Raw genomic sequence first — 23,170 nt, forward strand, 5'->3', positions numbered from 1 at the left:
GGTATCTTCTCCTGCAGCCACGGCAGCCTCGTTTCATCTTTGAATGTTGGGCTCAAGTTTTCGTATTGTGAGAAAACATTCTTGCTATTCGAGATTATGCAGAAGGGCCCCGCTGGTCAAGACGGTGGCATCCGATTGGCTTGCCGGACGCACGCGGCAGGCCCTGCGGACTGATTGTGACCGACGGCAGCCACGAAGACTCCTTGACCCGGAGGTGATCCAGGTCATACAGTTATTCCACTCTTCAAAACCTAATTTCCACCATATGGAAATAGCATACGGAAGCGCAGAATTCCCTTTATACCCATCCCCTAGAACTGGAGATCCAGATGCAGACGACCCCATCAGTCGGCGTCGACACGGTTCCGGTCCCGACAGAGTTGTCGGGCCAGCCGGTCCATCCTGCAACGGGCGTTGAAGCCCTGTGCGCAACAGCAAGCGCCGCATCCGGGCGCACGATCAGCCCCAGCCTCTACAACATCGACCTTGCCCCGACGAAGCGGGAAGGCCGCCGCTGGACCAGCTACAGTATCTTCACCCTGTGGGCCAATGACGTCCACAGCCTCGGAAACTATGCCTTCGCGATCGGGCTGTTCGCGCTCGGGCTCGGCGGCTGGCAAATCCTCCTGGCCCTGGGCGTCGGTGCCATCCTGCTCTTCGCCCTCCTGAGCTTCTCGGGGTTCATGGGCGTCAAGACCGGTGTGCCGTTCCCCGTCATGAGCCGGATCAGTTTCGGCATCAGGGGAGCCCAGATCGCCAGCCTTCTCCGCGGCGCCGTTGCAGTGGCTTGGTTCGGCATCCAGACCTATCTCGCGTCAGTGGTGCTTCGCGTCATGCTCGTGGCCATGGTCCCTTCGCTCCACGAGCTGGACACCAACTCCATCCTTGGCCTGTCCACGCTGGGCTGGGCCGCCTTTGTGTTCCTCTGGATCGTCCAGTTGGTCATCGTCAGCTTCGGCATGGAAATGATCCGCAAGTACGAGGCTTTTGCCGGCCCCATCATCCTGGTGACCATGGCGGCCATCGCCATCTGGATCTTCGTGGAAGCCGCCGGCTCTATCGCCTGGGCTTCGGATAACGCCCTCGAAGGCGGGGACATGTGGCGCACCATCTTCGCTGGCGGCGCCCTCTGGGTGGCCATCTACGGAACCTTCGTCCTGAACTTCTGCGACTTCACCCGCTCGGCCGTCTCCAAGAAGGCAGTGGTGCGCGGCAACTTCTGGGGCATTCCCATCAACATGCTTCTCTTCGGTGCCATCGTGGTGGTCATGGCCGGCGGCCAGTTCAAGATCAACGGCACGGTCATCCAGAGCCCGTCCGACATTGTCCAGACCATTCCGAACACGCTATTCCTGGTCCTGGCCTGCCTCGCGCTGCTCATCCTGACCATTGCCGTGAACCTGATGGCCAACTTCGTGGCTCCGGTCTACGCCCTGACCAACCTCTTCCCGAAGCACCTGAACTTCCGCAAGGCGGCCTGGGTCAGCGGCACCATCGGGCTCATCATCCTGCCGTGGAACCTGTACAACAACCCGCTGGTGATCGTGTACTTCCTGGGCGGACTCGGGGCACTGCTCGGCCCGCTGTTCGGCGTCGTCATGGCCGACTACTGGCTGCTCCGCCGCGGCAAAGTCAACGTCCTTGAGCTGTACTCGGAAGACCCCTCCGGAGCGTACTACTACAAGAAGGGCTTCAACCCCCGTGCGATTATCGCCCTGGTCCCGGCAGCCGCCGTCGCGCTCCTGATCGCGTTCGTTCCCGCGCTGGAGGCCACAGCCCCGTTTGCGTGGTTCTTCGCGGCCGGCATCGCCGCGGTGGTGTACTACTTCATCGCGGACCGCTCGCACCGGCACGAGGACGTCGACGGCGAGTCCATCGCCGTCGCGAGCACCCACTAACCGCCACCCACCCAACTGACTCGCACTTGTTGTCGTTTTGAGCCCCCAAAACGACAACAACTGCGAGTCAGTTGGGGCAACCTATCCAAGAGGACACCATGCGCATACTTGTCGCCAACGTGAACACCACGCAGTCCATGACCGATTCCATCGCCGCGCAGGCACGCAGCATCGCGGCGCCCGGCACCGAGATCATCGGGCTCACTCCGCGGTTCGGCGCGGATTCCTGCGAGGGCAATTTTGAAAGCTACCTGGCCGCGATCGCCGTGATGGACCGCGTGGTCAGTTATCCCGAGCCGTTCGACGCCGTCATCCAGGCAGGCTACGGGGAGCATGGCCGGGAAGGGCTCCAGGAGCTGCTGGATGTGCCCGTCGTCGACATCACCGAGGCCGCGGCCAGCACTGCGATGTTCCTCGGGCACAAGTACTCCGTGGTCACCACCCTTGACCGCGCCGTGCCGCTCATCGAGGACCGGCTGAAGCTGGCCGGCCTCGATGCCAGGTGCGCGTCCGTGCGGGCCAGCGGTATGGCAGTCCTGGAGCTGGAGGAGGAGCCCGAGCGCGCCGTCGAGGCCATCATCGAACAGGCGCTGCTTGCTGTCCGCGAGGACAAGGCCGAGGTGATCGTCCTGGGCTGCGGCGGCATGGCGGGCCTTGACGAACAGATCCGGCAGCGGGCCAGAGTTCCTGTGGTGGACGGCGTGGCGGCCGCGGTGACCATTGCGGAATCGCTCGTCCGGATGCGGCTCTCCACGTCCAAGGTCCGGACCTACGCCACTCCCCGGCCCAAGACCGTCATAGGCTGGCCACTGGTGGGAGCGGATGTTCCCGCCACCCAGTAAGCCAGTAACCAGCAGGAGTACAGCATGACCGCCACGCCAACGCCCGGACCCGGACCCGTAGCCGTCGTCACCGGTGCCGGGTCCGGCATCGGCAGGGCGGTGGCCCGCCAGATGCTCGCGCAAGGCTACCGCGTAGCCCTGGCCGGCCGCCGCGAGGCGCAGCTGCTCGACACGGCGGACGGCCACCCGGACGCACTGGCGGTGCCGTGCGACGTCACAGTGCCCGACGACGTCGAACGCCTTTTCGCTGCCGTCCTCCACAGGTGGGGGAGAGTGGATGTGCTCTTCAACAACGCGGGCGTGTTCGGCCCGGCGGCGTCGGTGGATGACATCACCCTCGCGGACTGGGAAGCCACCGTTGCCGTGAACCTGACCGGATCGCTGCTGTGCGCCGGGGCGGCTGTCCGCGCCATGAAGGCGCAGAGCCCGCCGGGCGGCCGGATCATCAACAACGGATCCATCTCGGCGCATTCGCCGCGGCCGCGGACCGTGGCCTATGCCGTTACGAAACACGCCATGACGGGCCTGACCAAGAGCATCGAGCTCGACGGCCGCGCCTTCGGCATCACATGCGGCCAGATCGACATCGGCAACACCGCCACCGAAATCATGGACACCATCGGCGTCGGCTCCGGCGCGCTCCAGGCCGACGGCACACGCAAAGTCGAGCCCATGTTCCCGGTCGAGGACGCCGCCCGCGCGGTCCTCATGATGGCCGGCATGCCGCCGTCGGCCAGCGTGGGGTCGGTGGTCATCACGGCCGCCGGCATGCCCTTCATCGGCCGCGGCTAGCCCCGCCGCCACACCGCTTCCGCTACGTTTTCGGACATTCGCACCGGGGATCCCGTGCGCGGATGTCCGATGGCGCAGCGGATTTTTGCTGCCCAAAACACGTTCATAAAGTTCCACAATATGGAAACTGTTTATCCCCTTGCGGAAAAGTGTGAGCGGGGTTACTTTGGAACCAGACCCCGATTTTCCGGGGCTGTCCCCGATTGAATAGGTACAGATCAATGAAGATCCCAGATTCCGCGGCGCTGAAGGCGAGTTCGGTGCCGTCGAAGAAGAAGCCCCTGTACAGGTCGCTCTTCTTCCAAATTCTGATCGCCGTCGTGGCAGGTGTTCTTATCGGACATTTCTGGCCGAACCTTGGCTCGCAGCTGAGGCCGCTCGGTGATGGATTTATCCAGCTCATCAAGATGATCATCGCGCCGCTGATTTTCCTGGTGATCGTCACCGGCATTTCGGCCGTAGGCGACGTCAAGGCGGTCGGAAGGGTCGGAGTCAAAGCCCTTCTCTACTTCACCGCGGCCACGCTGTTCGCGCTGGTCTTCGGCCTCATCGTAGGCAACATCGTTCAGCCCGGTGCCGGCCTGAACATCGATCCCAGCACCCTTTCCCAGGAAGCCCTGGACGCCAAGACCGGCCACGCCGTGCCCAAGGACGCCGCGGCCTTCATCCTGGACGTCATCCCCACCAGCGTCATCGGCGCCTTCGCGAGCAATAGCCTCCTGCAGGTCCTGTTCTTCTCGGTGTTCTTCGGCGCGGCCATCGTCGTCATCGGCCGCGAGCGCTGCATGCCTGTCATCAGCCTCATGGAGACAGTCCTCGAGCTGATCTTCAAGATCATGTCCTGGATCATGAAGGTGGCCCCGATCGGTGCTTTCGGTGCCATGGCGTTCATCATCGGCCAGTACGGACTGGACACCCTCAGCACCTATGCGTTGCTCATCGCCGCCTGCTACGGCGCGGCCATCGTCTTCATCGGGCTCCTGTTCCTCGTGGCCTGGGGGTTCGCCCGCGTCCCGCTCTGGCAGTTCCTGAAATACACGCGGGAGGAGTTCCTCCTGGCCCTCGGCACGGCATCCACCGAAGCCGTCATGCCACGCATCATGACCAAGCTGACCAACGCCGGCTGTTCCCGGGCCACCACCGGCCTGGTGGTTCCCACCGGATACTCGTTCAACCTCGACGGCGCCGCGATCTACCTTTCGATTTCCCTGCTGTTCCTGGCCCAGGCATTCGGCCACAACCTGGACCTGGGCCAGCAGCTCGCGGCACTGGGTGTCCTCCTGCTGACGTCCAAGGGCATGGCCGGCGTCCCCGGCTCCTCCTTCCTGGCCCTGTCCGCCACCGCAGCGGCCCTGGGGATCTTCCCGGTTGCCGGCGTCGCCCTCCTCCTGGGAGCTGACCGCCTGATGGACTCGATGCGCGTGGTGGTCAACCTGCTGGGCAACTGCGTGGCCACCTTCGTGGTCTCCAAGTGGGAAGGCCAGTTCGACCGCGACGTCATGGTCCGGGCCTTCAAGGGCGAGATCACCAACCACGATTCGGCGATCATGCTCGGCGTCGAAGACGATTTCGAAGACCAGGAACTTGAACGGATCAGCGGGGGCGGGCAGCCTTCTCCCAAGTTCCGTGGCGGCCCGACGGCCGACCAGATCCCTGAATTCCAGATGAGCAAGCCCTCGGCGGCCATCAACCACGAATAGCCCCAGCCCTGCGGCCAAAGCCTCCAGCGTCTAGCCCGCGAACTCCGCCCCGAATATCCGGGGCGGAGTTTCGCGCGTTATGGCGTTTACGCGTTTTGGCGCTTACAGGGGCAGCAGGGCCGACAGATCGGCGCGGAGCCCGGAGGCGGCCACCCGTCCGGCCCCCACGGCGTCCGCCCAGCTCAAGCTCCCGGTCACCATCGCAAGCCAGGTGGCGGCGTCGCACTCTATGACGTTCGGCGGAGTGCCGCGCGTGTGGCGCGGACCTTCGACGCACTGGGTAACGCCGAACGGTGGTACCCGGACCTCAACTGAGTTGCCAGGTGCCCGGGCGGTGACTTCCTCAAGGGAGTACCGCACCGCCGTTGCGATCACGGATCGGGGGACTTCCGGAGCGGCGGAAGTTGCGGCCGGCGGCGTGCCGGCAGCCACCCACTGGGCCACGGCCGCGCGGCCCAGTTCAGGGTCAATCCGGCGTCGGGAAACAGCCAACGTCCTGGCACCTCCACATCGGTTTCTTCCGTCATTACCCTACGCCACCGGCTCCGGATCCAGACTGCTTTAGCCCGCCACACTAGGTACCGAGCGCGCGTAGGGCGAGTAGATTCCGGGGCTTCATCCGAGTGAAAGCAGGTACTCGGCCCCAAAATAATCGAGTACTCGGTCTCGGAATTCAGGTGTTTTGCCTCATAGCGCCCTCTATGGGTGGCCAGCATGCTTTCTAGTGAGGGTCTCCGGAGAATCAACAGCAAGTAAAGCCGACTCTTCGGTGGGGCCCGAAAGAGCGATGCAGCCCACTGCCGGACCCCGGTGGCGGGCACGGACGGACAACTGCAGGCCAAAACTCCTGACAGCCGTTCCTCACCGACATCCACGACCCCGAAGGACCGGTCATGAGCGCCCTTCCTCACGAAATCACTGATGTCCCGAACCAATTCAGCTGGACGAGCCTAAGCGACTTCTATACCGAGATCTCGCCCTATTTCCCCTTGGCCGTAGCAGGAGCCATCGTCTGGGGGCTGTGGATCTATCGGTTTGTCCTTTCCCGGCGCGCCAGGCCTATCCTGACCGATTTCCGCGCCACAACCTCGGTCATCGTCCCGTCGTTCCACGAGGACCCGGACATATTGATGAGCGCGCTGGAGTCCTGGCGGACGCAGAAGCCGGACGAGATCATCATCGTCCTTGACGTCGAGGATCTCGAAGCATTCAAGCGCATCACCGACCTTGGCGACAGCACGGTCAGGCCCGTCCTCTTCCACCACGTCGGCAAACGCTCCGCCCTGGGGGCGGGCGTGAGGCTGGCCAAGCACGAGATCCTGGTGCTGACGGACTCCGACACCTGGTGGCAGCCGGGGCTGCTGGCCAACGTGCAGATGCCCTTCGAGGACGCCTCGGTGGGCGCCGTGGGCACACACCAGAACGTGTACCAGCGGAACTCGAGCGTGTGGCGCCGGGTCGCCGACTGGCTCGTAAACCTGCGGTACCTCGACTATGTGCCGGCCCTGGGCCGGGCCGGGGCTGTGCCCTGCGTCTCAGGCCGGACCGCGGTCTACCGGAAGAGCGCCGTCCTCCCCGTCCTGGAACATCTCGAAAATGAGTACTTCATGGGCCGCCGCTGCATCTCAGGGGATGACGGGCGGCTGACGTGGCTGGTCCTCGCGTCCGGCTATAAGACCGTCCACCAGTCCACGGCGCGGGCAGTCTCCATGTTCCCGTCCAGCTTCCGTGCCTTCGTCAAGCAACGGGTCCGCTGGAGCCGGAACTCCTACCGCTGCTACCTGACGGCAATAGCCAATGGCTGGCTGTGGCGGGTTCCGTTCGTCACCAAGGTCACTGTCCTGCAGATCCTGCTGACGCCGGTCACCATGGGACTGACGCTCTTTTACCTCATCTTCAACAGGCTTGATCCGACTCCCCTCGGGGCCACGGCCGCGCTCTGCTGGCTGCTTCTGGGCCGCGGCATCCGCGGCATCTCCCACCTGCGCCGCCACCCGGGCGACATCGTGATCCTCCCGGTCCTGGCCTTCACCGTCATCCTGGTGGCCCTCCCCATCAAGGTCTATGCCTTCGCCACCATGAACAAACAGGGTTGGCTGACCAGGCACGCCGACCAAACGGGCGGAGACGGCCAGGACGCCAAGACCCTCGACACCAGCGCCCTCGACGCAACCGCCTCGAACGGAACGTCAATCGGCGCCCCGGGGCTGACGGCATGAGCGGCCGGCGGGGACCTTGGGTCATTCTCGCGCTCCTGGTGGTCGGGGCGGTGGCAGCCGGACTGATCTACGTGGGAAACGCCCGGAATATCAGCGCCGCCGAGGCCAGGGGTCGGAACGAAATTGCCAGCAACGGCAACGTGCAGGGGCGGCTCTACACCGGAAACCCGGCCACGGAAGCCAATCTCGTTGAGCGCGAGGATGAACGCCTGGTCTACGTCCGCACGATCGCCTCCGCAGCCCGCTGGCGCGTCGAAGGGCTGGAAGGCCCCTACCGTCTGCGGACCGGATCCGCCTATACCCTGATCCTGCCTGCGCGGAAGGCGGCGTACACCACGAGGGACCTTCTGGCTCTCGCGCCCAGGTCGTTCCGGGCGCAGGCGGGCGGCCACTACCTGCTGTCCGAGAGCGTCGTGGTGCTGGCCGGCGCCACGCTGTTCCTGAACGCGCCGGCGCCGAACCAGGGACTGAAGCTCCGCATGGAGAGCGGCCCGGAATCTTTCGTTTCGGTCGTGACCCTGGGCGGCTCGCTCGCGATCGGCGGTGCCAAGGAGTCCACCGCAACCGTCACCAGCTGGGATAGCGCCAAGGGCGCGCCGGACACCATAACGGCCGACGGCCGGGCCTACATCAGGGTCATCGGGGGCCACGCGTCGATTTCGCATTCCCACATGTCCAACCTCGGCTTCTGGAGCGGTAACACCGGCGGCCTGTCGCTGACGGGCACAGACGCCATAAGCACCTTCAGCGAGAAGCCCCCGACGCCGGCGGAGACAGCGGCGGCCTCCGCGGGAGCGCGGCTGCTCCCCGACAAAGAGCTGACCACCCTGTTCAAGCAGTCGGGGCAGGACTACAGTTTGGTCACCGCGGGAATCGAGAACCTCCGAGTGGACAAGAATGCTTTCGGCCTCTTTGTGACCAACGCCAGGGACATCGCGATACGCGACACGGCCATTACCCGCAGCCTCGTCGACGGCCTGGTGCTGCACCGTTATGTCACGGACGCCTCCATTACCCGGACCACGTCCTCGGACAACGCCGTTGACGGCTTCAGCGTGGGCAGGTCCACAACGCGCGTTTCCCTTGACGCCGTGGACGCCCGCGGCAACGGGCGCAACGGCATGACGTTCGACGGGCGGCCCCTCGCCGACGGGCCCAATGCCGTTGGCACCCCGGTGGACGCCTATGGCAGCAACCGCGTGACGGGCAGCCGGGCCGAGCGGAACGCGCGCTACGGCGTCGAGCTCAGCGGCGGCAGCAACCTCACGGTCGCGGACAGCGTCCTCGTGAAGAACGACGTCGGCGTGGTGGTGAACAACGGCGCCACGGGCGTGACGATCGCCGGCAACGAGTTCCGCGACCAGGTGCGGCAGGCCGTCGCTGTCCGTGATGCCGACGCAAGGGCCAACGTGACCAGAAATACGATCGCCGGCGGCGACACCGGGATATACGTGCGGGACGCCCACGCCGACATCACGGGCAACACGCTGACGGACATCTCCAACCACGCGGTGACGTTGCTCGGCGACGTGAAGGACACAGCCGTAGAGGGCAACGCGATTGCCGGCTACGGATCCACCGCCATCTGGAAGGAAGAATCAACTGCCGCAGAACTGGGGGAGAACGACCTCCTGGGGTGGGCCCCGGCCTACACCGTGGAGCGGGTGGTGGACTCCGTCTTCCAGCCGCTCACCTTCATCTGGCTCATGCTCGGCGCCCTGCTGCTGGTGACGGCAGCCGCCAAGGGACGGCGGTCCCGCCACGTGTTCCGCAGCCCGTACGCAGACCGCGTGCCGCTGACATCGCTGACGAGGGGGATCATCGCCCTTGAAGACGTCAGGCCGCCGCACTGATGGCGCGCACGTGGCTCGCCCCTCGGTGGATGATCCTCCTCGGCCTCGTAACTGTCGCCGTGGTTAGCGCCGCTGTGGCTGCCGCGATCGCATTGAGCCAGCAGGGCATCCCGCCCACCGGGGGGACAAGCCCCGGCGCGGAAAGCACACCCGCGAAAACGGGAGGGGCCAGTACGTCGGCCAGGCCGACCGGGACGGCTCGGCCGCCGGTTACGGCGGGCTGTCCACGCGCAACAGTAACCGTCACCACGGGGTCGGAACTGAAGGCGGCCCTGGCCAATCCGGAACCCGGTGCGGTCATCAGGCTTGCCGACGGCCTCTACACCGGGAACTTCGTGGCAACAGGCAAGGCGACTGCCGGCAGGCCAATCACATTGTGCGGAGGGGCGGGTGCCGTGCTGGATGGTGGGGGAACCGAGGACGGCTACGTGCTCCACCTCAACCGGGCTTCCTATTGGATCGTCAAGGGCTTCACGGTCAGGAACGGGCAGAAAGGCATCATGGCCGATGAAACAACAAACTCCCTGTTGCAGGGCATCTCCGTCAGCGGGACCGGAGACGAGGCAATCCACCTGCGCAGGTTCAGCTCCGACAACGAGGTGGTGGGGAACACCATCCGTGGAGCCGGTTCGAGGAAGCCCAAGTTCGGGGAAGGGATCTACGTGGGCACCGCAGAGAGCAACTGGTGTGACATCAGCAACTGCGAACCAGACAGGAGCGATCGAAATCGGATAATCGGCAACACCATCTCCGGCACCACGGCGGAGTGCATCGACATCAAGGAAGGCACGTCCGACGGCGTGCTGTTCAACAACACCTTTGACGGTTCTTCACTGGCCGACGCCGACTCCTGGGTTGACGTCAAGGGCAGGGGCTGGACCATCGAAGGCAATACGGGCAGGAATTCGCCCAGGGATGGATTCCAGACGCACGAAATAATTGACGGTTGGGGGACCGGCAATGTCTTCCGCAACAACTTGGCGGAAGTCAACGGCCCGGGGCTCGGCTACTCGCTGAAACCGGTGCGCGGCAACGTCGTCGAATGCAGCAACAGAGCCACTCAAGCCGGCCAGGGTCTCTCAAACGAACCCTGCAGTTCCGGCTAGGGAAACAGCCGGGCCAGCCCGGCCCCTTCATCAGCTCGCGGCCACTTCATTAGCTCAAGTTCGAATCGAGAAACCAATGAACAACCTTGCTTCCTTCAGCGCGCCCAAAATCACGGTGGTCGGAACCGGATACCTCGGTGCCACCCACGCCATTTCCATGGCCGTCCTGGGATTCGACGTCCTCGGGTTCGACGTCGACCATCACAAGATCGCGCAGCTGCGCACCGGCAAAGTTCCCTTCTTCGAACCCGGCCTGCCGGAGAAGCTGGAGGAGGCGCTGGCGTCGGGCCGGCTGCACTTCACCACGAACATGGATAAGGTGGCGGGGTTCGGCGACGTTCACTTCGTCTGCGTGGGGACCCCGCAGTCGGCTGATTCCACCGCCGCAAACCTGAGTTACGTCGACGCAGCGTTCTCGGAACTCGCAGCCCGCATCACGCGCAAGGCGCTGCTCGTGGGCAAGTCCACGGTTCCCATCGGAACGGCCGCCCGGCTCACGCAGATGGTGCAGGACATATCACCGCTCGGCCCGGAACTGGAGCTCGCCTGGAATCCGGAGTTCCTGCGGGAGGGCTTCGCCGTGCAGGACACCCTGCATCCGGACCGCCTGGTTTTTGGCGTGGCATCGGAATGGGCAGAGGCCATGCTTCGGCGGACTTTCCTTCCGCTGCTGGACGAAGGAATTCCCCTCATCGTCGCCGACCTGGCCACAGCCGAACTCGTGAAGGTGGCAGCGAATTCCTTCCTGGCCACCAAGATCTCATTCATCAACGCCATGGCCGAAGTCTGCGAGTGCACATCCGCGGACGTGAGCCTGCTGGCGCAGGCCCTGAGCCTGGACTCACGCATCGGCGGGCGGTTCCTCAAGCCGGGACTGGGCTTCGGCGGCGGCTGCCTGCCCAAGGACATCCGGGCCTTCAAACACCGCGCCGAGGAGCTCGGGGTGGGCCAGGCCGTCAGGTTCCTCGGCGAAGTCGATTCCATCAACAACCGCCGCCGTGTCCGCACCGTTGACCTGATCAGGGAACTGGCCGGCGGAGACCTGACCGGCGTGCGCGTGGCCGCGCTCGGGGCGGCATTCAAACCCAACTCCGACGACGTCCGGGACGCCCCGGCCCTCGACGTGGCCCGGCTGCTCTACATGGAGGGCGCCGTGGTCACGGTTTATGATCCGGAGGCCAACGCCAATGCCCACCGACTCTATCCGGACCTGAACTACGTCGGTTCGCTGGCCGAGGCTGCAGACCAGGCTGACGTGGTGGCCCTGCTCACCGAGTGGGAAGAATTCCGGCAGGCGGATCCGAACAGCCTCGGTGCGCGGGTCAGGCACCGGCGCATCCTTGACGGCCGGCACGCCCTCGATCCGGACCGCTACACATCTAAGGGGTGGGAGTACCGCGCCCTGGGGCGGCCGTACCAGCCAGCCGTCCGGGTCCGGCAGAACGTGGAGAAGCCTGCCACGCAGCTTCCGCTGTAGGCGTGCCGGGCTGTAGGGCAGCTTCCGCTGTAGGGCGTGCCGGGCAGGAGGGCAGCTTCCGCCGTCGGGCGTGCGGGGCAGGAGGGACTTAGTCCAGCAGAGCCGAAACCGCATGCCCCAGGCGGATCCTGCCCACCGGCCGGCCGCCGCCGAGGACGGGCTCAACCACCTTTTCAAGCACACTGGACACGCCGGGAATGTCCACGGCGCCGGCGGCAGCCAGCAGCGTCAGGCCGATCAGGGAGGTGGCGCGCAGGTTTCCGTCCAGCACCTTCACGGCCACCGAGACGCCCTGCGTCGTGGCCATGACCAGGAGGCCCTCGGCGCCGATCTTGGCGATGACGTCCAGCTCCTCCATCACGATGGTGTTGGCTTCGCCCTTGCCCTGCACAGCCCAGGGGTAGTCCAGCATCGAGGTGGCGATGGTGGCTGCCCGGGCGTTGGAGTTCTTGTCGCCGGGCGCCTTCGCCAGTTTGGAGTAGGCGCGGGCCAGCCCGGTCAGGGAAATCGCGGCCACGGGGGCGCCGCAGCCGTCGATGCCCAGGTGGGCGATCCGCTCGCCCGAATACTCTTCGATCACGGTGCGGATGCGCTGCTGCAGGGGATGGTTGGGTTCCAGGTAGCTGTGGGTGTCCCAGCCGTTTTCCGTGCAGGCCCAGAGGAATGCAGCGTGCTTGCCGGAGCAGTTGAAGGCCAGCCTGGACTTTCCCTTCTCGGAGCGGGTGAGCCAGGTGCGGGCCGTCTCGTCCTGCGGCCAGGCGGCCGGGCACTGAAGCTGCTCCTCTTTGACGCCCGCGGCTTTCAGCATGCCCTCCACCACGTCCATGTGGTCCAGCGAGCCGGTGTGGGAGGCGCAGGCGAGCGCCACCTGGGCGCCCCGCAGCGGTACGCCGGACTGCATTGACGCGAGCGCCTGCAGCGGCTTCAGCGTGGAGCGGGCAAGAATCGGCGTGGTGATGTCACCGAGCTGCGTGACCACCAGTCCGTCCGCGGCGAGGACCACTGCTGCTCCAATGTGCCGGGATTCGACGAATCCGCTCCGTTCCACAACCGCAAGTTCGACGGCGGACTCCACAGTGAACGTGGCATGCGAATGTAGTGGCATAGCCCAAGTCTAGGTGCCGGATTCCCATTCCCCGGGACCCATCAGGGGCCGGTCCGCCCCTACTCCACCGTGACCATGACGGACTGCCAGCCCGAGGCGCCGTCCGGCACCGGATCCGCCCTTTTCTCCGTCTGCACCTCGCCGGTACCGTCCGTGGCACGCACCTTGATGTAGTGCGAACCAGGCTTGGCGTCCCAGTCGAAGGACCATTGCTGCCACGTCACCACCGAGGCCTCTTCGGACAGGACGGCCGGGGCCCAGTCGGCGCCGTCGATCTGGACCTCCACCTTGGTGATGCCCCGGGTCTGGGCCCACGCAGTGCCGCCGATCGCCACGCGCCCGGCGGGCACCACGGCGAAGGACTTGGGCACCTCCACCCGGGCCATCGTCTTGATGGGGCCGCGTTCGGACCAGCCACGCTGCGTCCAGTAGGCCTTGCTGTCCGCGAAGCGCGTCACCTCCAGGTCCACCACCCACTTGGTGGCGGAGACGAAGCCGTACAGCCCGGGCACCACCATGCGGACGGGGTAGCCGTGCTCCAGCGGCAGCGGCTCGCCGTTCATGCCGATGGCGAGCATGGCGTCGCGGTCATCCTGCAGGACCTCCAGCGGAGTGGACGCGCTGAACCCGTCGATCGACGTGGAGAGCACCATGTCCGCCCCGTCCTTGGGCCGGGCACGCTTGAGGACTTCGCGGATGGGCAGCCCGAGCCATTTGGCGTTGCCGGCAAGATTGCCGCCCACGGGGTTGGAGACGCAGGTGAGGGTCACATGGGACTCGATCAGCTCGGCGTCGAGCAGGTCCTGGAACGTCAGCCGGACCTCCTGCTCCACGAGGCCATGCACGCGCAATTCCCACTCCTCGGCGTTGATTTCGGGAACGCTCAGGGCTGTGTCGATCCGGTAGAAGTCGCCGTTCGGCGTCAGCCACGGCGTGACGCCGGGCGCCGCGGACTGCACCCCGGCAGGAACTGTGGCAGCGGCCTTGCCCGGCGACGGCAGCCGGAGCGACTCGCGGGCCTGCGCCACGTTGCTGCGCGCAGCGCTCAGCAAACGGCCTCCGATCGCGGCAATGCCTGCGGCCGCGGCGGTCAGGCCGGTCGCCGTAAAGAAGGCGCGCCGGGTGCTCACCGGCCGGCCCGGCCCCTTCGCCGCGACATCAGCCGGAACATCGGGAAAGGACTGTAGCCGCCACACCCGGGCGACCAGGAGCCGCAGCACGATGAGCCCGGCCACGGTTCCGAGGAGCGTCGGCACGGCATCCACCGGCTTGACGCTTGCGCGGGTCACCACGCTGGCCACGATGATGGCGCCCATCAGCAGCACGCCGGCCGCACCCAGTGCCCACTTCCGGTAGGCCACCACTCCCAGCACGCACGCCAGCAGGAAAATGGTCAGGCCCATCCCCACGAAGAGCGCGGCCTTGTCATTCGTGCCGAACGTGGCGATCGCAAAGTCCTTCATCCACGGCGGCGTGAAGTCGATGAACGTGGAGCCCAGCGCGATGACGGGGGCGGCCCGGGCCGTAAAGAACGCGCCGATCATTTCCGCGACGGACAGTACGACGGCGGCAGCCGCCACGCCGGCCAACGCCGCCAATGGGGCGGGGCCCTTGAGCCACTTCGTGAGCTTCTTCATGACCGTGGTTCGTAGCGGCCGGTCCGGGGGATTGTTCCCGAGGCCGGGAACAATGGGCGGGAACAATGGCCGGGAACAATGGGCCGGGCCGACACAGCTTAGGATCCAGCACGGTCCACAAAGTACGCTTGGAGACTGTGAAGGTACTCGTCATTGGCCCCGGCGGCCGCGAACACGCCATTGTCCGCTCCCTGCTTGCAGACCCCAACGTTTCCGAAGTCCACGCGGCTCCGGGCAACGCCGGTATCAGCAAGCTTGTCCCCACGCACGCCATTGACGGGAACGATCCTGATGCCGTGGCGGCGCTGGCCACCCGGCTGGATGTCGACCTGGTGGTCGTAGGCCCGGAGGCGCCCCTCGCTGCCGGCGTTTCCGACGCCATCCGCGCCGCGGGCATCCCCGTGTTCGGCCCCAGCAAGGCAGCAGCCCAGCTCGAGGCCTCCAAGGCCTTTGCCAAGCAGATCATGGCCGAAGCCGGCGTGCCCACTGCCATGGCGCTCGTGGCGGGCAACGCCGAGGAAGCCGCAGCGGCCCTGGACACCTTCGGCGCACCCTACGTCGTCAAGGACGACGGCCTGGCCGCAGGCAAGGGCGTGGTGGTCACCCACAACCGCGACGAAGCCCTCGCCCACGCGCAGAGCTGCTTCGCCGCCGGCGGCACCGTGGTGATCGAGGAATTCCTGGACGGCCCCGAGGTTTCCGTGTTCGTCCTGTGCGACGGCCGCAACACTGTCGCCCTGTCGCCGGCCCAGGACTTCAAGCGCATCTACGACAACGACGAAGGCCCCAACACCGGCGGCATGGGCGCCTACACGCCGCTGGAATGGGCCCCGGAAGGCCTCGTCCAGGAAGTCATCGACCGCGTGGCCCAGCCCACCGTGAACGAGATGGCCCGCCGCGGCACCCCCTTCGTGGGCGTCCTCTTCGTCGGCCTCGCGCTGACCTCCCGAGGCACCCGCGTCATCGAATTCAACGTCCGGTTCGGCGATCCCGAGACCCAGGCCGTGCTGGCCCGGCTCAAGACGCCGCTCGGTTCCCTGCTCCTGGCGGCTGCCAAGGGCGAACTGGACAAGGCAGAAGAGCTGCGCTGGTCCAAGGACACGGCAGTCGCCGTCGTCGTGGCGTCCGAAAACTACCCCGACACCCCGCGGACCGGCGACCGCATCCGCGGCCTGAAGAAGGTGGACGAGCTGGACGGCGTCCACGTGATCCACGCCGGGACCAAGCTCGACGACGAAGGCAAGGTGGTTTCCGCCGGCGGCCGCGTGCTCGCCGTGGTGGCGCTGGGCTCCGACCTCGTCGAGGCCCGGGAAAGGGCGTACGACGGCGTGGAGCTGGTTCAGCTGGAAGGCGCCCAGTTCCGTTCGGACATCGGCGGCAAGGCCGCCCGCGGCGAAATCAAGGTGGCGTCTGGCGCCGCGGCCTCGTCGGCTGCCAAGGCCGCCTCCGCTCCTAAAGAAAAGGCATGACAGTGGCTGAACTTGAGAGCAACCTCAGCGAGCCGAGGCGCGGACTGGACACCGCGCCCCTGGAGCTTCCGGGCTGGAACCATGTCTATTCGGGCAAGGTCCGCGATCTGTACGTCCCGGTCGACGAGTCCATCAGCGAGCAGTTCGGGCAGGACTGCGTGCTGGTGGTTGCGAGCGACCGCATCAGCGCCTACGACCACGTGCTCAGCAGCGAAATTCCTGACAAGGGCCGCATCCTCACCCAGCTGAGCCTCTGGTGGTTCGACCAGCTGGGCGTCGAGCACCACGTCCTGGCCTCCTCAGTGGAGGACGGGGTGCCCGCCGCCGTTGAGGGCCGGGCCATGATCTGCAAGAAGCTGGAGATGTTCCCGGTCGAATGCATTGCCCGCGGCTACCTCACCGGGTCCGGCCTCGTGGAGTACCGGCAGTCCGGCACGGTGTGCAGCATTCCCCTGCCGGCCGGGCTGGTGGACGGCTCGCGCCTGGAGAAGGCCATCTTCACGCCGTCGGCCAAGGCCGAGGTGGGCGAACACGACGAAAACATCACCTATGACGCCGTCGCGTCAATGGTGGGCGACGACATCGCCGGGCGCCTGAAAGAACTGACCCTGGAGATCTACACCAAGGCCGAGCAGACGGCACGGGACCGCGGCATCATCCTGGCGGACACCAAGGTGGAGTTCGGCTACGACGTGGTGACCGGCGCCATCACGCTGGGCGACGAAGTCCTGACGCCCGACTCCTCACGGTTCTGGGACGCCGCCACGTACGAGCCCGGGAAGGCCCAGCCCTCCTACGACAAGCAGTATGTCCGTGACTGGCTGACCTCGGCCGAGTCCGGCTGGGACAAGGCCTCAGACACCCCTCCGCCGGCCCTGCCCGCGGACGTCGTGGAACGCACCCGTGCCCGCTACATTGAGGCGTACGAGAAGCTGACCGGCCGGACGTTTAACTAAAGGTCGCGTTCAGCCAGCGGACGCGTTCAGCTGGCCAACGAAAGTGGCGCCCTCCGGGATCCGTTCCCGGAGGGCGCCTTTTCGTTCTCTTAGCTTGCTTCGGCCGCGGCTGCCCGGCGCTGCGCGAGCCTGATCTCCAGCATGGCGTCGAGGGCCTGCTGCACGCGGTCCTGGGCGCCGGCGGCGCTGAACTCCTTCTGCGCTTCCTCGAGGTGGACCAGCGCTTCCTCGGATTCGCCCGCTGCCTTGAGCGATTTGCCCAGGAGCAGCGACACCTCGCCGGCCGTGTGCTTGGCCAGGGCGGCGCGCTCGGCGTGGATCTCCCGCAGTTTCTGCACGGCCGCCACGATGTCGCCGGTGAGGTAGAGCCAGCGGGCGCGGATGAAGGCGACCTCGAGCTGGTCCGTCTTGTTGCCGCCCACGATGGAGAGCGCGAGTTCGGCGCGTTCGATGGCGGACAGGGTTTCGGGCTCGACGATCCCGGAGGAGAGCCTGACGGCGGCCGACGCCTTGTTGAAGCGGGCCCAGAGATCGATGTCGTTCGCGGGGGAGAGCAGCTTGGCCGCGCGCTCGTGGTGCTTGATGCCTTCCGGGTAGTCGTGCCGCATGAACGCGACGTTCCCGATCACCCAGGCCACCTCCCCGGCCAGCTGGGACATGGAGTGCTCGTCCATCTGCTCGTTCATGTCCTGGCAGTACTTCCAGGCCTCGTCCAGCCGGCCGCTTTCCGCCAGGGCGCCGATCAGGGCCCGGAGCGCGCCGATGATCAGCGTGGATCCCTTGGGTAGCTGCGTGCACTGTTCCACGGCCTTCTGGGCATGCTCGACGGCGGCGCTCAGCTGGCCCTGCCCGTGGCACAACGCCGCGAGCATCTGGCGGGCACGGACCCCCAGCCCGGCGGATTCCGTGGCCATGGGGTGCTCCAGCAGGTGCTCCATGACCTTCTGGCACTCCTTCAGCTGGCCCTGCTTCATGAGGCACTCGGCCTGCATGTAGGTCATGTTCCACCACGCGCTGGTGTTCTTGCCTTCGAGGGCGATGCGCGCGGCCGTGGCGGCATGTTCGGCGGCGAGGGCATAGTCACGCAGATCCCAGGCCTGCCGGGCATACAGCCCCGCCAGTACGTATTCGGCGTCGCTGACCGAGATGGGCTGGCTCCAGGCTTCGAGAGCTTTGGGCGCGAGCTCAAGCCTGCGGGCGAGCTCCTCGATGACATCTGCTGTGGGTTCCCTGCGGCCGGTCTCCAGCAAGGAAATATAGCTGGGGGAGTAGAGGTCCTTGCCCAGCTCCGCTTGGGTGAGGCCGCGCTCGAGCCGCTCTGCTCGGAGCTTCTCCCCGAATCCGTTACCCACGGGATCCTCCTTATTCCGGACACGTCTTGTACATAATGCTTGACACGCCCTGTGGAAAACATTTTACAATGTATGTCAACAAGGAAAGTGCTGACTTTGTAACGAATCCGACTCGTATTGAGGACCACACATGTTGAAGAAGATTGCAGCCGCTGCCGTACTGGCAGGGGCCCTCGCATTCTCCGCCACGGCCCCTGCCATTCTGTCCGCCGGTTCCGCCGCTGAGAGCGCGGGGACCACTGTTGCCATTGGCAACTGGCCGGATCCAATGAGCGTCAACTACATGAACATCGGCAACTGGCCTGACCCTATGTAACAGGCTTTCCTCAGGAAGAGGGCCCCGGGACATGCGCGAACCATGTCCCGGGGCCCTTTCCTTTTCACCACGTTGTACTGTGGCGGCGGTGGCCGGGGCGTCAGTAATCGAGGTGCTCAGCGGAACGGCCGACGCCGGGAGTCGTGCCTGGGGGATCGTCGGCATCGCGGCGCTGCTGGAGTCCCTGGTGCTTTTCGTACTCGGCCTGCGGTTGCGCCACCGGTACCTGAACCAGGTCCAGGGGTACGAGAGCCGCGGCGACTACCTGACGGACGACGGTTCCAACCGGTTCCAGATTCCTTTGCTGGGGGACGGCCAGGCGCGGCAGAACATCACCCACGAAGGCCTCTAAGCCTTCAAGGTACAAGAGCCGCACTAAGGACAAATCAGGGCAAAAAAGAGGGCCTCCCCGTTGGGGAGACCCTCTTTGTTTGGTCGGGATGACAGGATTTGAACCTGCGACCTCTTCGTCCCGAACGAAGCGCGCTACCAAGCTGCGCTACATCCCGATCCGCTGCAAAAGCAACTTTACAAGGATAGCCGATGCAGGGCCCACATGCGAAATCGAGGCCAGGACCCGTTGAAAATCCCCTGCATTGCCGCTCGGAGGGTGTTGCGGCCGCTGATTCTCCCCACTTTTGGTTGCCTTTCTGCGCCAGAAAGGCGGAACCCGCCGCCGGCCTCCTCCAAAGGTGGGGGAAACCCGGCGGGCCGCCTGGCGGTGCATCAGGCCAGGACTCAGACCAGCGAATCCTTCCAGGCCCCGTGGAGCCGGGCAAAGCGTCCGCCGCCGCCGATCAGCTCCTCCGGGGTGCCGTCCTCCACTACCCGGCCGGCGTGGATGACCAGCACGCGGTCGGCCGTCTCCACCGTGGACAGCCGGTGCGCGATGATCAGGGCGGTGCGCCGCCCGGTGCCGGCGCGGGAGCCGGCGGGGCCGCCGTCGTCCGTTCCCCGCAGCAGCCGGGCCAGGCCGCCCTGGACAAGGCGCTCCGAGGGGATGTCCAGCGAGGACGTCGCCTCGTCAAGGATCAGGACCGCCGGCCGGGCCAGCACGGCCCGGGCGAAGCTGATCAGCTGGCGCTGCCCGGAGGATACGCGGCCGCCGCGTTTGTTGACGTCCGTGTCGTAGCCCTCGGGGAGCTCGCTGATGAACTCGTGCGCGCCCACCGCCCGGGCGGCTGCCTCGATCTCGTCACGTGACGCCTCAGGCCGGCCCAGTGCGATGTTGTCCGCCACTGAGCCGCTGAACAGGAAGGCCTCCTGCGTGACCATCACGATGTTCCGGCGCAGGTCCGCCGTGGTCAGCCGGCGCAGGTCCACGCCGTCAAGCGTGACCGAGCCGGACGTGACGTCGTAGAAGCGGGCAATCAGTTTGGCGAGCGTGGATTTGCCGGCGCCGGTCTGGCCCACAAGCGCCACCGTCTGGCCTTCGGGGATGGTGAGGTTCAGTTCCGGGATGATGAGCGGTCCGTTGCCGTAGCGGAACTCGACGCCCTTGAACTCGACCGCGCCTCGCGCCTCGCGGAGCTCCACGGCGTTCCGGGGCGGGCGGACGGTAGGAACCTCTTCGAGCAGGCCTGACACCTTTTCGAGGGCCGCCTGGGCGCTTTGGAAGGAGTTGTAGAACATCGCCATCTGGTCCACCGGCTGGAAGAAGCGCTTCGTGGACAGCATCAGTGCCAGCAGCACGCCTACGGCCAGATCGCCGGTGAGCACCCGGAACCCGCCGAACAGCAGCACCGCGGCGACGCAGAAGTTGCCGATCAGGACCAGGCCCGGCTGGAACACGCCGTTCAGGTTGATGGACCGGACTGTCACCCTGCGGTAGTCGTCGGCCAGTTCTCCGTAGGTTCCGGCGTTCTCGCGCTCCCTGCGGAAGGCCTTGACGGCACGGATGCCGGTCATCGTTTCCACAAAGTGGACGATCAGCCGGGCCGACACCACCCGCGATTCCCGGAACGCTATCTGGGAGTGCTTCTGGTACCAGCGGGCCAGGAAGAACATGGGCACGCCGGCGGCGAGCACGATCAGCCCGCTGCGCCAGTCGAGGACCAGGACCGTCACGGCCGTGAACACCATGAAGAGCATCCCGGATGCCAGGGAGCTGACGCCGGAGTCCAGGAGTTCCCGGAGGGCCTCGAGATCCGAGGTCTGCCGTGCGATGATCCGGCCCGAGGTGTACTTCTCGTGGAATTCGAGGCTGAGCCGCTGGGTGTGGCGGAACACCCGCAGCCGCAGGTCCAGCAGCATCGCCTGGCTGAGCTTGGCCGTTGACGTGACATACAGCGCCGTCAGCACGGAGGCGGCCACTGCCGCCGTGAGATAGGCGACGCCGGTGATCGCCAGCGGGAGATTGTCGCCGGCGCGGAGGGCCGGCAGCGCGTGGTCGATGCCGAAGGCAATCAGGGCAGGCCCGGCCACGCGGGCCGCCTGCGACAGGACCACCGTGGCGATGGTCAGCCAGAACCGCAGCCGGACGGGACGGATCAGCGACCCCAGCAGGGCGAGCGACCGCCGTCGTACTGCTTTGCTGTCGCTCTTGCTCAGGTGGGCGTTGTCCTCGTTGGCGGTGCCGAATGCTGCTGTGCTCATCGGATGGGTTCCCCTGCGTCGTCTTCGAGGGCCGACAGTTCGGAGTCCAGGTCGCGGGGCTCCGTCTCCAGGCTGGCGATGACGTACCGGTAGTGGGCGTTGGCGGCGAGCAGCTCGGCATGGGTTCCGACGGCGGCGATGCGTCCTTCCTCGAGCAGCGCCACCCGGTCCGCCAGCGCCACGGTGGACGGCCTGTGCGCGACGATCAGCGTGGTGGTACCTGCCAGCACCTCCCGCAGGCGGTGTTCCACGAGCTCTTCGGTGTTGACGTCCAGGGCGGACAGCGGATCGTCCAGAACCAGCACCGTGGGCCTGGCCGCGATGGCGCGGGCGAGGGCAATGCGCTGCCGCTGGCCGCCGGACAGACTCAGCCCCTCCTCGCCGATGAGCGTATCCAGGCCGTCCGGCAGGGAGTAAGCGAAGTGGGCCTGGGCGGTGTCCAGCGCCTCCTCCAGGATTTGCTCGAGGCCGCCCCCTGCGTCTTGGCCGGTGACGGATGTCCGGGCACTCGCCGTCCGGGCGCCAAGTAGCACGTTGTCCCGGACGGAGCTGGAGAAGAGCGTGGTGTCCTCAAACGCCACGCCCACCACGCTGCGCAGTTCCTCCACGCTGAAGGCGCGCAGGTCCACGCCGTCGATGGTGATGGAGCCCTCCGTGACGTCGTAGAGCCGCGGAACGAGCTGCAGCAGCGCGCTCTTTCCGCTCCCGGTGATGCCCACGAGCGCCATGGTTTCGCCGGGCCGGATATCCAGCCGGATGTCCTTGAGGATCGGCTTGTCCGGGGCATCGTCAAAGGCGAACGTGACATTGTTGAAGCTCAAGGCACCCTTCAGCTCGGCGGGACGCTGGGGTACCGCGGGGCTGGTGATGGTGTTTTGCGAATCCATGACCTCGAAGTGGCGGTCCAGGGCGCTCTTGGCGGTCAGGGCCATGGCCAGCAGCATGCCGGAGAATTCCACGGGGGCCGCTATGACGGCCGCGGTGGCGAAGAATGCCACGAGGGCTCCGATGCTTAGCTGCCCGTCCGCCACCAGCATGATGCCCGCCACCAGGCCGGCGCCCAGCGCGAGTTCCGGCAAAAGCGTGACCACCATGCTGAAGGTGGCCTGGTGCCTGGCCTTGGCGATCTCGGTCTGGCGGAGTTCCTCGGCCTGGCCGTTGAAGGTCTCCAGCGCTTCCCGGCTTCGGCCGAAGGCCTTCAGCACGCGGATCCCGTGGACGGATTCCTCCACCGTGGTGGCCAGGTCCCCGGCCTGGTCCTGGCTGCGCCGCGCCACCTTGCTGAAGCGCGTCCTGAAGCGGAAGCCGTAGGCCATGATGGGCACCGCCGCGGCGAGGAAGATGAGGGCCAGCTGCCAGCTCATGGTGAACATCACGACGACGCCGATCACCACCGTCAGCGTGGTCACCACCAGCATGATGGCACCGAACGCCATCCAGCGCCGCAGGAAGTTCAGGTCCGTCATGGCGCGGGAGAGCAGCTGCCCCGATCCCCACCGGTCATGGAAAGAGACCGTAAGGTCCTGCAGGTGGCCGTACAGCGAGACCCGCATCCTTGTCTCCACAGTGGTGGCCGGGTTGATGACGAACGTGCGGCGGAGCGCAACCAGAGCGGCTTCGGCGATGCCCAGGGTGAGGATGATTCCGGCGGAGGACCACACGGCCGCCGCGGTGGCGCCCGGCCTGAGGGAATCGTTGATGAGGCCGCGCAGCACCTGAGGGATGGTGAGTGCCACCACGCTGGCCAGGAGCGCGCACATCAGCCCCATCAGCAGCCGGGGGAGGATTGGCTTAACGTGGGGGTACAGTCGGCTGACGGATCTGAAAAATGAACTCTGCTTGGCCATGCCCGC

The 23,170-nt window shown here is 66.1% G+C and carries 18 protein-coding genes and 1 tRNA gene; 12 read left to right on the top strand and 7 right to left on the bottom strand.

Going from position 1 to position 23,170, the window contains the following annotated elements; genetic code table 11:
* Positions 1-329 precede the first annotated feature (329 nt).
* The 4 genes from J7I89_RS03020 (at position 330) to J7I89_RS03035 (ending at position 5,232) form a co-directional block, all read left to right on the top strand.
* The gene (locus tag J7I89_RS03020) at positions 330-1,898 is read left to right on the top strand and encodes an NCS1 family nucleobase:cation symporter-1 (RefSeq protein ID WP_214967173.1); all 1,569 of its coding nucleotides are present in this window, start codon (positions 330-332) and stop codon (positions 1,896-1,898) included.
* A gap of 98 nt (positions 1,899-1,996) precedes the next feature.
* The gene (locus J7I89_RS03025; protein WP_214967175.1) at positions 1,997-2,740 is read left to right on the top strand and encodes an aspartate/glutamate racemase family protein; all 744 of its coding nucleotides are present in this window, start codon (positions 1,997-1,999) and stop codon (positions 2,738-2,740) included.
* Positions 2,741-2,764: 24 nt separating this feature from the next.
* Positions 2,765-3,532: an SDR family oxidoreductase gene (locus tag J7I89_RS03030; protein WP_214967177.1), complete on the top strand. Its 768-nt coding sequence runs from the start codon at positions 2,765-2,767 to the stop codon at positions 3,530-3,532.
* A 221-nt stretch (positions 3,533-3,753) separates the two neighbouring features.
* Positions 3,754-5,232 carry a cation:dicarboxylate symporter family transporter gene (locus tag J7I89_RS03035; RefSeq protein ID WP_214967179.1) on the top strand — a complete coding sequence of 493 codons (1,479 nt, stop codon included), beginning with the start codon at positions 3,754-3,756 and terminating at the stop codon, positions 5,230-5,232.
* Between the two features lie 102 nt (positions 5,233-5,334).
* Here the strand turns inward: J7I89_RS03035 and J7I89_RS03040 are convergent, their stop codons facing one another.
* Positions 5,335-5,724 carry a sterol carrier family protein gene (locus tag J7I89_RS03040; RefSeq protein WP_214967181.1) on the bottom strand — a complete coding sequence of 130 codons (390 nt, stop codon included), beginning with the start codon at positions 5,722-5,724 and terminating at the stop codon, positions 5,335-5,337.
* A 401-nt stretch (positions 5,725-6,125) separates the two neighbouring features.
* Between J7I89_RS03040 and J7I89_RS03045 the strand changes: the two genes are divergently transcribed.
* The 4 genes from J7I89_RS03045 to J7I89_RS03060 all read left to right on the top strand — a co-directional run bounded on the left by J7I89_RS03045 (position 6,126) and on the right by J7I89_RS03060 (position 11,887).
* Positions 6,126-7,451, top strand: coding sequence for a glycosyltransferase (locus tag J7I89_RS03045; RefSeq protein WP_214967183.1), 1,326 nt, complete (start codon positions 6,126-6,128; stop codon positions 7,449-7,451).
* Positions 7,448-9,304, top strand: coding sequence for a right-handed parallel beta-helix repeat-containing protein (locus J7I89_RS03050; RefSeq protein ID WP_214967185.1), 1,857 nt, complete (start codon positions 7,448-7,450; stop codon positions 9,302-9,304). The genes J7I89_RS03045 and J7I89_RS03050 overlap by 4 nt, the downstream gene beginning before the upstream one ends.
* Positions 9,304-10,410, top strand: a complete 1,107-nt coding sequence (locus J7I89_RS03055) for a nitrous oxide reductase family maturation protein NosD (protein ID WP_251044861.1) — start codon at positions 9,304-9,306, stop codon at positions 10,408-10,410. The genes J7I89_RS03050 and J7I89_RS03055 overlap by 1 nt, the downstream gene beginning before the upstream one ends.
* Before the next feature lie 76 nt (positions 10,411-10,486).
* Positions 10,487-11,887: a UDP-glucose/GDP-mannose dehydrogenase family protein gene (locus J7I89_RS03060; protein ID WP_214967187.1), complete on the top strand. Its 1,401-nt coding sequence runs from the start codon at positions 10,487-10,489 to the stop codon at positions 11,885-11,887.
* An 88-nt stretch (positions 11,888-11,975) separates the two neighbouring features.
* On the opposite strand, the gene J7I89_RS03065 is transcribed toward J7I89_RS03060, so the two are convergent.
* Complete coding sequence (locus J7I89_RS03065) at positions 11,976-12,992, bottom strand: asparaginase (RefSeq protein WP_214967188.1); 1,017 nt, start codon at positions 12,990-12,992, stop codon at positions 11,976-11,978.
* A gap of 59 nt (positions 12,993-13,051) precedes the next feature.
* Positions 13,052-14,629 carry a molybdopterin-dependent oxidoreductase gene (locus J7I89_RS03070; protein ID WP_214967189.1) on the bottom strand — a complete coding sequence of 526 codons (1,578 nt, stop codon included), beginning with the start codon at positions 14,627-14,629 and terminating at the stop codon, positions 13,052-13,054.
* A gap of 137 nt (positions 14,630-14,766) precedes the next feature.
* On the opposite strand from J7I89_RS03070, the gene purD reads away from it, so the two are divergent.
* Positions 14,767-16,098, top strand: coding sequence for a phosphoribosylamine--glycine ligase (gene purD, locus J7I89_RS03075; RefSeq protein ID WP_214967458.1), 1,332 nt, complete (start codon positions 14,767-14,769; stop codon positions 16,096-16,098).
* Positions 16,095-17,054: a phosphoribosylaminoimidazolesuccinocarboxamide synthase gene (locus J7I89_RS03080; protein WP_251044863.1), complete on the top strand. Its 960-nt coding sequence runs from the start codon at positions 16,095-16,097 to the stop codon at positions 17,052-17,054. The genes purD and J7I89_RS03080 overlap by 4 nt, the downstream gene beginning before the upstream one ends.
* 89 nt (positions 17,055-17,143) lie before the next feature.
* Here J7I89_RS03080 and J7I89_RS03085 read toward each other — a convergent pair whose 3' ends face one another.
* Positions 17,144-18,406, bottom strand: coding sequence for a helix-turn-helix transcriptional regulator (locus J7I89_RS03085; protein ID WP_214967191.1), 1,263 nt, complete (start codon positions 18,404-18,406; stop codon positions 17,144-17,146).
* A 130-nt stretch (positions 18,407-18,536) separates the two neighbouring features.
* On the opposite strand from J7I89_RS03085, the gene J7I89_RS03090 reads away from it, so the two are divergent.
* Positions 18,537-18,722, top strand: a complete 186-nt coding sequence (locus J7I89_RS03090) for a hypothetical protein (protein WP_214967193.1) — start codon at positions 18,537-18,539, stop codon at positions 18,720-18,722.
* A gap of 88 nt (positions 18,723-18,810) precedes the next feature.
* On the top strand, positions 18,811-19,074 hold the full coding sequence (locus J7I89_RS03095) for a hypothetical protein (RefSeq protein ID WP_214967195.1): 264 nt from the start codon (positions 18,811-18,813) through the stop codon (positions 19,072-19,074).
* An 80-nt stretch (positions 19,075-19,154) separates the two neighbouring features.
* On the opposite strand, the gene J7I89_RS03100 is transcribed toward J7I89_RS03095, so the two are convergent.
* The 3 genes from J7I89_RS03100 to J7I89_RS03110 form a co-directional block, all read right to left on the bottom strand.
* Positions 19,155-19,231: transfer RNA gene (locus J7I89_RS03100), tRNA-Pro, on the bottom strand.
* A 229-nt stretch (positions 19,232-19,460) separates the two neighbouring features.
* Positions 19,461-21,317: an ABC transporter ATP-binding protein gene (locus J7I89_RS03105; RefSeq protein ID WP_214967196.1), complete on the bottom strand. Its 1,857-nt coding sequence runs from the start codon at positions 21,315-21,317 to the stop codon at positions 19,461-19,463.
* The gene (locus J7I89_RS03110; protein WP_214967198.1) at positions 21,314-23,164 is read right to left on the bottom strand and encodes an ABC transporter ATP-binding protein; all 1,851 of its coding nucleotides are present in this window, start codon (positions 23,162-23,164) and stop codon (positions 21,314-21,316) included. Before J7I89_RS03110 ends, J7I89_RS03105 begins: the two co-directional genes overlap by 4 nt.
* Between the last annotated feature and the right edge of the window lie 6 nt (positions 23,165-23,170).

The sequence above is a fragment of the Arthrobacter sp. ISL-5 genome (assembly GCF_018613835.1).
In the GTDB taxonomy this organism is placed as follows: Bacteria; Actinomycetota; Actinomycetes; order Actinomycetales; family Micrococcaceae; genus Arthrobacter.